Here is a 12,083-nt window from a genome sequence, read left to right on the forward strand (position 1 = left end):
CTTATCAAACGTGAACGCCTTGACATGCTTTGCTTAGGTAAATTGATTCTTTGATGCCTGTTTTTTGAAAATAACGACTTTCAATGAGCCCGCAAACACTCGCCACTTGATCGCTAGGCAATGCGGCAACAACACAGCCGCCAAAGCCACCACCAGTCATCCGTGCGCCGCCATTATCACCAATCGCATCATTAAGGACATCGACTAAGTAGTCTATTTCAGGTGTCGTTATCTCAAAATCGTCTTTCATAGACGCGTGAGATGCTCTCATTAAATCGCCAAGCGCTTTAATATCACCTTTACTTAATGCATCAGCAGCATCTAAGGTTCGATGATTTTCATAAACAACGTGTCGAGCTCCTTTTAATTCAGCGTTCTCCGCCCACCAAGGTAAGCTATTTCAAGCAAGAAAATAGTCATTAGCACCCTTTTCGTGCCCTTCTTTTTCCCGTGAAACGAACATAGCCACGGCAATTAAGCCAATGACATAAGCAATAAACACTACAACATCAATAGTATCTAAACTCATGATTTATCTATTTTTATTATTGTTATAAAATCTGTAGCGTTACTGCAATAACGCCTTAATTCGTTACTAAGTCAGACAATACAATCGATTGACTTATAGTGTGGCTCTCACCACGTAAAAGCGGTTTTACGCCATGATTTAGCGCTTCTTCACGCCCCATCGTTAACGCATTAGCGCAATGACTTATTGGTTCAATACAAAAAAATTGACCATCTTCAGGACGGTACAACACAGTATAGGGACAACCAGCACTTCGCAAATCTGCTTTGAACCCGCGATCGTGCCAAACAATTTCATGGCGATCAGAATCATTAATTAATACATTGTCGACGACCAATTCATTTGCATTAGCCCCTAACTCAGTTAATAAGGCCGCTGGCGATTGAGTAAAACCAACAGGCAACACTTGCTCGTTCATTTGCCACATTTTCGGTGCATCGACCCTAACTTTTGTATTGTCGTCGATATCAAAAAACGGGTGCAACCCCAAACCGCTTGGCATTTCTGCGTCGCTCAAATTAGTTGTCGTTAATGTCATATCAAGACGTAAACCGATTAACTCATAACGCAGTTCAACCACAAAATCCCATGGCCAATCACCACTTGCGTGCTCTAGTCTCAAATCTATCGCCGATTCTGAATGACTTTTTACTTGCCACGGTCGCTGCCAGCCGAAACCATGCAATGCATGAAGCTCTGGCGGGAAATTTGCGGCGAGCTGCACATCGCGACTATTCCATTCAAATTTTCCGTGCTGCACACGACTAGCAAATGGCGCTAGCGCAAAACAGCTCATGTCATTAACTGAGCTCGCCTGACCACTGTTTCTAAAGACGTTATACGTTGTTCCTTGTCGCTGATACGTAAAACTGCGCACACTAGCGCCAACATCGGGAGCGACAGACAAGGTTAAATGATTATTTTTAATCACTAAATCATTCATAACATCATCCAACTACAAAATTGCATACAATATACCTAATAAATTTAAATTTGATAACTATTAATTGGGTTGAAACTCAAGAAAAGCCAAATAGCAAAAGAAATAGACACGTTTAGAAATTGCTAAAACCACCAGCAACATCAATGTTTATTCTCCCATGAAAATGGAAGCTATCACTTTGAAATAACCGAATAAAAAATATGATATTTACGACTGATAAAGATACCATGATATGCAATCAATAAAACGTAAAATATCGGGATGCGATATCAAAAATGTTCTTGTTCCACTGCCTTGTTTAGGTTTTGATCCGAGTGAAGCCGCGATTCCGTGGAAAATCCTTTCCCAAGCTGGAATAAAGCTTACCTTCATCACGCCAGATGGTAATCAATCAGCCCCTGATCCAAGAATGTTAAACGGTACTGATCTCGGTATTTTTCGGTCTATTTTAGCAGCGCGCCAAGACGCAGTTGACGCCTGCATTGAAATGCAGCGAAGTGAGGAGTTTAAACAACCTCAATCGTATGAGCAGGTAAACGCTGATAATTTTGACGCTCTATTATTACCCGGCGGTCACGACAAAACCGTTAAAGACTATTTAGAATCACCAATTCTCCAGCAATTAGTAGTAGTGTTTTTTAATCAAGATAAACCCGTTGCTGCGGTATGCCACGGTGTTTTGGTCGCTGCTAGAAGTATTGATCCCGTTACCCAAAAAAGCGTTATCTATGATTATAAAACTACTGCGCTTTTAAAGTCACAAGAAATGGCAGGATATAACCTCACCCGTTTGTGGCTAGGCGATTACTATCTCACCTATCCAGAAACAACCGTCGAAGAAGAAGTTATACCAATTTGATTAAGTTTGTGATCTTGTTTTGCGAAGGAAAAACAAATGAAGGCAAGGCGCTTGATTGAGCAATAGCTGGCTATTGTGATTGAAAGCAACGCAATATTCATTTTATTTTAACCAGCAAAAGTGGGCAATAACTTTGTCAACTTGGTATTAAATCCTGTTTAAAAAGTCCAAGCAATTTTTACCAAGGAAAATTCGCCATGTTTCGTGATACGCCAAACAAGTTATCTCGAGGGTTTATTGTTAAAGACCGAAACTACGTATCCGCAAGATGGCCAGGTGATATTTATAATTTGTCGTTTGAATTTAGAGATATGATTTTAAAGGATTAACGAATGATAAAAGCTCACGATGACAGATGACCATCATCGTGAGCTAACTTTTTTAAATGGCTACTTCATGACAGCTTGCTGTTGTTCAACGCTCATCACGTTCACAACCTTAACTGTTTCATCTTTCTTCGTTGGGTCAATAACCACAGGCGTCGAACCGTTTTCCAATTTAAGCACACCGCGTGGACACACTGACGAACACACACCACAACCAACACATGACGCACGAACAATGTCTTCACCGCGCTGAGCGTAGGCACGAACATCAATGCCCATTTCACAATAAGTTGAACAGTTACCACATGAAATACATTGGCTACCGTTTGTCGTAATGCGAAAACGTGATTTATAACGCTGGATAATACCGATGTATGCCGCCAGTGGACAACCAAAGCGACACCAAACACGGCTCCCCATTTTCGGGTAGAAACCTGTACCGATAACGCCAGAGAACAAGGCACCAATAAAGAATCCATAAGCACTACGCAGCGAATAAGTATCAATGCCCGCAATAGATTTAACGCCACTAAAGTAGGTGTAAAGCGCCGCTGCCGTCATCACAATAGCAAACACTAAAACACTGTGAATAACTACGCGCTCAACGCGCCACGCGGTTAATGATTTGTCTGATAATTGACGATAAGGATCACCCGCTGTTTCAGCTAAACCGCCACAACCACATACCCACGAACAATACCAGCGCTTACCAAAGAAATAGGTAAACACAGGTACACCAATCACGAACAAGGTAATGCCCCACACCAACATAAACATGCCGATGCCGCCACTTGAACTCAAACTATCGAGATTCCATGCATCGAAGAAATCGTAATCTAGCGGCCACATGTTCTTTAAGTCAGTCGATGGTTGATTCAAGCGACTTAAGATCTCAGGCAAGATAAAGGCAAAACACGATTGGAAAAAGATAATCGAGCTAGTACGTGCAATGTGGTATTTACTGTGGCGATATTTGATGAACATGCGCACACCCATCACCACAATCGCCAGCGTGTAAATCAAACCATAAATCGACCATGAACCTGCACCACTACCATTAAGGGCAACAAATAATGGATCAACTAAAGACACCCATTCCACGATATATTCAGGAAAGAAATACAGCGCGATATAGACAGCCACTAAAAACAACAACACCAACATGCCAACGATGCCGCCGTTGGTGGCTGAATTTTTAAAAACATTATCGTTTTTAATGCCAGCGGGACCAGTGTACTTTTCGGGTATAATGTACATCAGTGCGCCGATGGTGCCTAAAATAATCGAAAAGAAGAAAAACAATCCAGCGTTGTTTGCGACAACTGACGTTGATGAGCTTTTAACTATCGCATAAATATATTGACCAATCGCCCACGAATCAATGCGTTTTTCAGGATTAACTTTTTGATTAATTTCAGCAGATTTCTCGTTAATCACTTGCTCAATTTCGCTAAGTGGTTTCCCTTGATTGCCTGCTAACCAACCGGTGTAATCGGTTAACTTCTTAATTTTAAAGGCAGCGTAGTCATCATTGGTGTTAAAGACCTCCGACAACATGGCTAAGTCGTAGTAACCGAGTGCTTTAACCTTCGCCATAATCGCGGCAATGTCATTGCTCGATAAATGATAACGGTCATAAACCGTATCGTTATAATGGGAAAATATTTTTCTGACCCCTTCAACAAATGCCACCTTATTGCCCACAGGCTCACTCATGAACTGTGATAAATGCGGTGCGATAAGCTCGCGATGAGTTGAATTACTAATAGAACTGTTTAATGACTCATTAGTAATTTTAAATTGGTTAACAAACAGCATACCAATGAAAACAAACATACCCACCAAAAAGAAAGCCATGCCAGAGTTTCGAACAGGCGCTACCCACGCTAAATTATTTCTATGCATTGGCATGCCCCTTAGTGAAACGTTTGGTTAACCATCTTAATGGCGCAAGTTTTAATTGATTGTCAGGGTGTTGCTGATTGAAAGCCGCAACGATGTCTTTTTCATAACGATTAAAAAACTCAGGATCGAAGTTGGCATCGCGCAGGTTTTCTAACACGTATTTCAAGGTACAACCATTAGCTAGCCAGTTTTCCCACACGTTATGACGCATGCGAATACCGAACGTATTCACGCCAGTAACTTCTTGAGTATCATCTTTATAATTAATACGCAGACAAATATCCTGCTCTGGGTGTTGCCAATAAAACGATGAGATCCCATCAAGCGGTTCGTTAAACACAAAACCATAGGTTTGGTATTCAATGTCAAAGAATTTCGCTGAGTTAAACCACACGCCACGTTCATATTTGGTGCGCTCACCTGCAATAGTTTTCGCCAGCGCTTCACCTTGCATCTTGCCGGTGTACCACAAAGGCTCAATGCGGTTACGACCATCAACCACTTCTATTTCTGCACAATCCCCTACCGCGTATACCTCAGGCACCTGGGTTTCTAAAAAGTCATTCACTAAAATGCCACGACCAACGGGGATATCGCCTTTTTGTGCCACCCCAATATTTGGATGAACACCCGCAGATAGTCCTACCATGTCACACGCTATTTCTTCACCTGTGCTGGTGATAACCGAGCTAACACGGCCATTGCTGCCGGCTTTGATTTCTTTAAGCTCAGTTTTAAAATGGAATTTAATGCCGTGAATTTCGGCGTGTTTTTGAATAAGTTGTGCTTCACCATTTGGTAAGATGTTGCCCCAGAAACGGTCTTCACGTACAAGAAAAGTCACTTCAATACCACGAGATAACAGCATTTCCGCCATCTCAACGCCAATGAGTCCACCACCAACAAGTACTGCATGCTTGGTCAGCTTACTGTTTTCTTCCATCAACGCTAAATCTTGATAGCTAAAGAGTGTTTGCACGCCAGGTAAGTCTTGTCCCGGCCAACCAAATTTATTTGATTGTGAGCCCGTGGCCAATACCAATTGATCGTAATCTACCGATTCGCCAGATGCCAAGGTCAACACCTTGTCATTCGTATTAATATCTTCAACGAAGCCCTGCTTTAAATCGATGCGGTTTTTTGCCCAGAAATGGTCTTCGTAAGGTTTAGTATGTTCATATTTCATGTGGCCCATGAATATGTACATTAACGCGGTGCGGGAAAAGAAATGCTCGGTTTCAGCGGAGATAATCAAAATCTCCATATCACTGCGCTTTCGCACATGACGAGCTACGGTGACACCAGACACACCATTGCCAATAATAACAAGTTTGCTCATATAAAATTAATCTCCATTATTGCGACATTTTTAATCCCACATGCTATTTCGCCGTTTACCTTTTCTTTTGAAAGGCTTAAAAAACAAACGAATTACCTCTAAATTAGCCTAATGTTCTCTCTTAGGACATTATTCTTTAGGGTTGTGATCATTAAAAAATATACTCTACGTGCGAGAAGACCGGGGTTCTTCACAAAAGTATTACAATTTTTGAAAATTTATTTAAATCTTTGTCTGGACAGCGTTAAAGATAGTCCTCTGATAGATAATTGGCAGACAACCTTATACCAATTGGTATTAAAAGCACGTTTCACTTTTTAAAGCCACAAACTCAATCTTGCTCAGAACCTCTGAAAATTGAAACGCTATTTGACTACCGCAAGCACTACCCGAAAAACTAAATATTACTAAATCATCCTCAACTTTAATATGACGAACGTGGTGTGAACCCAACCAAGCTCTAACACCTTTATTATCAATTGTATCAATATCATAGCGCTTTAATTGCTTTATTGCGGTTAACGCAATAGCAACATTAGACATCGGATCAATTTCAAAGTGTGCACTTGGATCATCAATAAAAAATGCTTGAAAGAGATTTAATGAGCATCCGTGAACTAGGCTATTTTTCTTCTTTGGTACACTTGAACAGTAAACTACATAATGATCAACAACATTCGAGCTTATCTCATGAGGAGCAAAATAGAATCTATACTCAGGAATAAAGCCCTCTAATATTGAAGGCATTAGCTTAAGATTTTTTAATTCTGGAAATGCTTCTTTCAATGAATTTTCGTTTATTTGGGGTTGCCAGTTCTCGCGTGCGCTTAAATTTTCTTTTCCGCGATCCCTATATTCATAACACGAATTACGCTCTTCAGCTGTTAGCTTCTGGCAATACTTACTTATCGCTGTAATTGCATCAGTAGTGAGTTTGTCAATTTCATTTTTAGTCGGCATTCTTTTCTCAATATCCGCCGACAATATCTTTTCTTTGCCTACGGCATAATGGGCAGCGACATTTTTCGCATCGCGATGCATAAAAAATTCATACTGTTCTTTGGTTTCAAAACTCTTGCAGCTCTCACGCACACAAAACTGAGCGTATTCATTATGATTATCTTTGTTTACTGATACTGTCTGCGTTTCGCATAAATACAAGTCGCTAGGTCGCTTTAAATCCTCGATATCAATATTACAATCGACGACTAATTGCGTATTATTTCCGGGATCAAAGCCCCGCCATCCTTTATAAGTCTTGTTATCGATGTCGAAACACAGATGCCACTCGTACAGTGCCACCGCAGGTGAGCCTTGGCGTGAAAAATCAAATTCTTTCGTTATTTTTTTATCAGCACTTAGCTTTTGAGAATTGATGCTGCCACCATGACACTGCGTATCATCAGTTCGATTGGAAAGGCGCACAGAAACGTCAAGTTCGGTTTTAGAATTCGTTGAAATTGTGAATGTATGATCGCCGCCTTGTAAACTGCTAGAGTCATAGGTAAAGGTTTGAGCATTGGAAACGCCAATACCGTAGAATGAAACAAAAAATACAAATAACAACAACATCATATCAAATCCTTATGAGCTCAGTTCGGCCGAGTCAACGCGAATTACCGCTAACATATCCTCGTCATCGTCATCTATACCCACTTCAACAAAACCAAAACTGGCGTAAAAATCTTTAGCAACAGGGTTTTTGGGGTTATAACAAATTTCGATCTTGTTAATGCCGGTCATCGCTTTAATTTCCGCGAGGGCTAAGCTCAAAGCGATACGGCCGATACCCTGCTTTTGATATTTCTCGTCCACCATAAAACGCCAAATCGATACCTTGCTTGTCGTTTCTTGTACCCACATAAAAAACCCGACAACTGAGTCATCAACGACAACAGAGTCATCAACGACAACAACGTCATCACGGACAATTGCTCGTGTGTAATACCCTTCACTGGGCTTCCACCAGCGACCACATATTACAGGCCACTAGCTGCTGTTGCTCTTTTGCGACATCAAGATCAGACACAGCTTCATAATTCGATTTCGTAATGGGATGTAGTGAAATATTCATTAAAACTCAACATAAAAAAATGAAACTATAAATTATAGGATAATCACTTTTAAAACAACCAATTAGGTATATATAATCTAGTTTCGTCAAACCTCTGGTATTTCATCGACGATTTCCCTGCAACCCACTGCTTTCATTACCACAACAGGGTTTATAAATTGAAACACTCAATTGAACATGCACAAATTTCGCACCAACAGTATAATTAAACATCAAAAGAGTCACATAAACGTCAATTGAGCCCAATGAGAGCGGCTATCTATGATAGATTAACGTCAATTTTAGTTGTCTGTAGGTCATTATGTTAGAAACGGTTGTTGGTTTTATAAATTCAATCTTGTGGGAAACGGTGCTTATTTATGGCCTCGTTGGCGCAGGTATTTACTTTTCATTTAGACTTGGACTTATCCAAGTCTCTTATTTAGGTCACGCATTTGGTCTGCTTAAAATAAGTCGCCAAGGTAGTGCAGATGGCCTGTCTTCATTCCAAGTATTTTGTACCAGCATGGCGGCACGTGTTGGTGCTGGCAACATGGCGGGTGTTGCGGTTGCGATAAGCACTGGTGGCCCTGGCGCTATCTTCTGGATGTGGCTCATTGCTTTTTTAGGCATGGCCACCTCCATGGTAGAGTCGACTTTGGCACAGGTATTCAAGACAAAAGATTCTGAAGGTCAATTTCGCGGTGGACCGGCTTACTACATGACCAAAGGCCTTGGCCAACGTTGGATGGGCATATTATTTTCACTATCACTCATTCTTGCTTTTGGTCTTGTGTTTACAGCAGTACAAGCCAACACCATAAGCGGCGCGGTAACTAATGTATTTGCCTTTGATGCACTTTATGTCGGTATCGCAATCTCTATCGCCACAGGCTTTGTCATTATCGGCGGCCTAAGAAAAGTCGCACAAGTATCAGAAATCATTGTTCCTGTAATGGCTGTACTTTATCTTGCATTGGCTTTAGTTGTCGTTGTACTAAACGTTGAAAAGCTACCTCAAGTCTTTAGCTTAATCATAAACAGTGCATTTGGCTGGCAAGAAGCCGCAAGTGGCGGTGTTGCTTATGCAGTAGCACAAGCCATGAAAGCGGGTATTGCTCGTGGTCTATTTTCAAATGAAGCAGGTATGGGTAGCGCAGCAAACGTAGCAGCCAGTGCAACGCCTAATCCAAACCACCCTGCCTCACAAGGCTTCGTACAAATGATTGGTGTTTTCGTTGATACCTTAGTGATTTGTACTGCAACGGCAGCCATCATTTTATTAGCCGGCGATGTATCAAGCAGCGGCGACGGCATTGTATTAACGATTACTGCATTAGAGTCACACGTTGGCAGCTGGGGTGGTTTCTTCATTGCGGGTTCTATTGTGCTGTTTTGTTTCACTTCAATCATCGCTAATTACAGCTACGCTGAAACAAACATTCTTTTCTTGGCCAATAACAATACCGCCTATTTAACGCCGTTTAAGCTGGCAGTTGTTGGCATGATCATGTTCGGTTCATTGTCTAAAATCGATATTGTATGGGCACTAGCCGACGCATCGATGGGCATAATGGCACTGATTAACCTTATTGCATTGGTACTTTTATCAGGCCTTGCAGTAGCGGTCATTAAAGACTACCAAGTTCAACATAAAGCCGGTCAAGTGCCTAAGTTTGTTGCGAAAGATTTCCCGCAATTAAAAGGGAAAATTGAAAAAGGTATTTGGGGCGAATAACTGCCCTTTCGCTGAATAAAACTGAGCAGATTTAAACTAAAGCCTCGTTGGTGTGAACCTACGGGGCTTTTTTATGCAGTGACGTAACAATGCTGCAAATCGAATTCATGATGTAAAAGGTGAGCATTAACGTGCATGCTTTCGCCAATCTTATCTATGTTAATCTTTTGATTTAAAAAGGTTCTGCATTTTTATAACCGTTCATACATTGCATGCACGTGCAATGTATGACGCAATGCACGCTTTCTCCAATAATGAAAATGCACTTAAAGCACGTCTGGTAGTTTTAAATATTGATTTATCAGTGGCTTACTGTTATTTTTTCAGGCGGTTATCAAAAATAAAGTGTTGTTTCTATCGTGCATGCACGATAAATACACTGTTAGGTGAAAAGGGAGTCCTGTGAGAACTGAAAAGCTAGTATTTGCACTTGAAATAGATGACGGTTGGCCGCCAATTAGTGCAGAAGGTGTTTGGTGTGAAAAAGTTGACGATCACTATAAATTACTCAACACACCTTTTTTTATACCAGACTTAGCTCGCGGTGATATCTTTAAGGCTATTCCTGACCTCATAAATCAAAATATTTTTGAATTCGATGTTATCGAAGAATCTGGAAATTCAGTGATATGGGTGATGAATAACAATGATATTGATATCCAGCCTTTCACAGAAACGCTGCAAAAATTAGGTTGTGTGTTTGAAGGTTTTCCTAGATATTCATTATTATCGGTCGACGTGCCTAGCACCGTTGACATAGCAACTTTAGAGGAGCTACTTGATCTATTCGAGGAGCTAGGGTTGGATTTTGCCTACCCTGTATGGAGGTTTAGTGAATAATTTCACCTAACAAGATCCTGAAATGCGACAGCTTTTACTGTCGCATTTTTTGCAATAAACAAAAGGCGCAAAACCTGCACCAGCAACCTGCGGTTTAGGTTGGCGTTAGAACGGCGTGAGGTTTATATATCAATGGAAACTATTGTGCGATGCTTCTCTAGGCTTGATGAACTTTTCGAAATCCTTGATATGAAATTAGCTGAAATTGAATCCGCAATCGACAAGTCGTTCGATCCTGACAGCGATGGTTTATTTGACAAAGCGGAATATTTCGTTGGTATCGGTTTGGTAGCTGCGCAGCAGCACCTCGCGGAGGTAACAACATTTATAGGAATAGATAAACAAAAATCTTATAAGTTAGGTCAGAGACATGTGTCAGGTATTAGTTATGCTTCAGCAATAGATTCTGCAGCGAATTTTTGGAAGCATGAAGCCGAATGGTGGAAAGATATGGACCCTGTGACAAACTCTAACACGAAAGTAAAATATCATGTTGAAACTATTGCAGGAACTCATGATTATCCACTATCTAATTTTTTATACGCTATATCGGGTAATAAAGAGATAAGACTAGAATGTTTACTTCCGATAATTGAAGAGTGGATATCCACACTGGAAAACTTCGACAATGTTCATGTTTGACTTAGGCGCTTCCGTTCTAACACATATGAGCCTTTCTCGAGTCAATAGGCATTAGAAGGGAAATAAGGCACAGTCACAAAAATACTAATTAAAAGGGAAGATTGAAAAAGGTATTTAGGGCGAATAGTTTTGACTATTCTGACTAGAATTAAGGCCTTGAAGATAATTATCTTCAAGGCCTTTTTGTTACTGCTCTTTCGAAGCTCTTGATTCTTTGAGAACTTGTCCTAATTCCTTTGAAACAGCTTGAATTTTTGGAAACGCGGCACGAGCTAAAGACTGTCCCATCATCATAGACTCTTGACTGACCGCGGGCATTTTCTTAAGAATAGATTGCCCACTTTCGGTTTTGTAGAAAGCTAACATATCGGAAATTTCTTTTTCGTTAAAATTCTTGTTATAAATTTCAATAACGGCTGGTTCCATTTTCGCCCAACTCATTTCCTCACGTAAAACAGTCGTCATTTCATCATAATACTTATCAAATATCTCACCCTCTGCATCTGTGACGCCCATTTCTTTTGACATGTTCTTCATCATGGGAACCATTTGTGCATACATAGCGTCAACCATTGCATCCATATCCATAACTTGGACTAATTCGGCAATTTTTTCTTGCTTAGTTTCGCTATGTGCATAACCGTGCGTAGATAACAATATGAATAGTATCAATATTCCTTTTTTCATTTTACTTCCTTCAATTTTATTGGAGACCGAATATACCAATAATATTTAAAACTTGTCACGTTAAAAGGTTGATTAGGGAGTTGATAATGCGCTTTGAAATTTATTCGTCTTCCGAAAAGCAAAAAACCGCTTAATCATGCGATTAAGCGGGTTTTCTTAATGTGGCGGAGAGATAGGAATTTGCCCCCTATCCTTCCGTGTAATAAAATAAATCTTTAATTT

Annotated in this window: 11 protein-coding genes and 2 pseudogenes; 5 read left to right on the top strand and 8 right to left on the bottom strand. The window is 40.5% G+C overall.

The window, feature by feature from the left end:
* Positions 1-4: 4 nt before the first annotated feature.
* The 3 genes and pseudogenes from ACMAZF_RS10345 to ACMAZF_RS10355 all read right to left on the bottom strand — a co-directional run.
* Positions 5-304, bottom strand: a pseudogene (locus tag ACMAZF_RS10345) (galactokinase); the annotation flags it as partial.
* A 96-nt stretch (positions 305-400) separates the two neighbouring features.
* A complete protein-coding gene (locus ACMAZF_RS10350) occupies positions 401-529 on the bottom strand; it encodes a hypothetical protein (RefSeq protein WP_435273780.1) in 129 nt (42 codons plus the stop codon).
* A gap of 55 nt (positions 530-584) precedes the next feature.
* Positions 585-1,472: an aldose 1-epimerase gene (locus tag ACMAZF_RS10355; RefSeq protein WP_435273781.1), complete on the bottom strand. Its 888-nt coding sequence runs from the start codon at positions 1,470-1,472 to the stop codon at positions 585-587.
* Positions 1,473-1,704: 232 nt separating this feature from the next.
* Here ACMAZF_RS10355 and ACMAZF_RS10360 point away from each other — a divergent pair, with 232 nt between their 5' ends.
* Together ACMAZF_RS10360 and ACMAZF_RS10365 are read left to right on the top strand one after the other, a co-directional pair.
* On the top strand, positions 1,705-2,331 hold the full coding sequence (locus ACMAZF_RS10360) for a type 1 glutamine amidotransferase domain-containing protein (RefSeq protein WP_435273782.1): 627 nt from the start codon (positions 1,705-1,707) through the stop codon (positions 2,329-2,331).
* Positions 2,332-2,528: 197 nt separating this feature from the next.
* Positions 2,529-2,660: a hypothetical protein gene (locus tag ACMAZF_RS10365; protein ID WP_435273783.1), complete on the top strand. Its 132-nt coding sequence runs from the start codon at positions 2,529-2,531 to the stop codon at positions 2,658-2,660.
* Between the two features lie 60 nt (positions 2,661-2,720).
* On the opposite strand, the gene ACMAZF_RS10370 is transcribed toward ACMAZF_RS10365, so the two are convergent.
* The 4 genes and pseudogenes from ACMAZF_RS10370 to ACMAZF_RS10385 form a co-directional block, all read right to left on the bottom strand.
* Positions 2,721-4,562, bottom strand: a complete 1,842-nt coding sequence (locus tag ACMAZF_RS10370) for a 4Fe-4S binding protein (protein ID WP_435273784.1) — start codon at positions 4,560-4,562, stop codon at positions 2,721-2,723.
* Entirely contained in the window at positions 4,555-5,901 is a 1,347-nt protein-coding gene (locus tag ACMAZF_RS10375; protein ID WP_435273785.1) for an NAD(P)/FAD-dependent oxidoreductase, read from the bottom strand. Before ACMAZF_RS10375 ends, ACMAZF_RS10370 begins: the two co-directional genes overlap by 8 nt.
* A gap of 297 nt (positions 5,902-6,198) precedes the next feature.
* The gene (locus ACMAZF_RS10380; RefSeq protein ID WP_435273786.1) at positions 6,199-7,467 is read right to left on the bottom strand and encodes a hypothetical protein; all 1,269 of its coding nucleotides are present in this window, start codon (positions 7,465-7,467) and stop codon (positions 6,199-6,201) included.
* A gap of 18 nt (positions 7,468-7,485) precedes the next feature.
* Positions 7,486-7,975 (bottom strand): annotated as a pseudogene (locus ACMAZF_RS10385) (GNAT family N-acetyltransferase).
* A 301-nt stretch (positions 7,976-8,276) separates the two neighbouring features.
* Here ACMAZF_RS10385 and ACMAZF_RS10390 point away from each other — a divergent pair.
* The 3 genes from ACMAZF_RS10390 to ACMAZF_RS10400 all read left to right on the top strand — a co-directional run bounded on the left by ACMAZF_RS10390 (position 8,277) and on the right by ACMAZF_RS10400 (position 11,174).
* A complete protein-coding gene (locus tag ACMAZF_RS10390) occupies positions 8,277-9,692 on the top strand; it encodes an alanine/glycine:cation symporter family protein (RefSeq protein ID WP_435273787.1) in 1,416 nt (471 codons plus the stop codon).
* Positions 9,693-10,094: 402 nt separating this feature from the next.
* Complete coding sequence (locus tag ACMAZF_RS10395) at positions 10,095-10,532, top strand: DUF4265 domain-containing protein (RefSeq protein WP_435273788.1); 438 nt, start codon at positions 10,095-10,097, stop codon at positions 10,530-10,532.
* Positions 10,533-10,664: 132 nt separating this feature from the next.
* Positions 10,665-11,174: a hypothetical protein gene (locus ACMAZF_RS10400; RefSeq protein ID WP_435273789.1), complete on the top strand. Its 510-nt coding sequence runs from the start codon at positions 10,665-10,667 to the stop codon at positions 11,172-11,174.
* A 186-nt stretch (positions 11,175-11,360) separates the two neighbouring features.
* On the opposite strand, the gene ACMAZF_RS10405 is transcribed toward ACMAZF_RS10400, so the two are convergent.
* Positions 11,361-11,861 carry a DUF2059 domain-containing protein gene (locus tag ACMAZF_RS10405; RefSeq protein ID WP_435273790.1) on the bottom strand — a complete coding sequence of 167 codons (501 nt, stop codon included), beginning with the start codon at positions 11,859-11,861 and terminating at the stop codon, positions 11,361-11,363.
* Positions 11,862-12,083: the final 222 nt, after the last annotated feature.

It is taken from the genome of Psychrobium sp. nBUS_13, assembly GCF_051201665.1.
GTDB lineage: Bacteria > Pseudomonadota > Gammaproteobacteria > Enterobacterales > Psychrobiaceae > Psychrobium.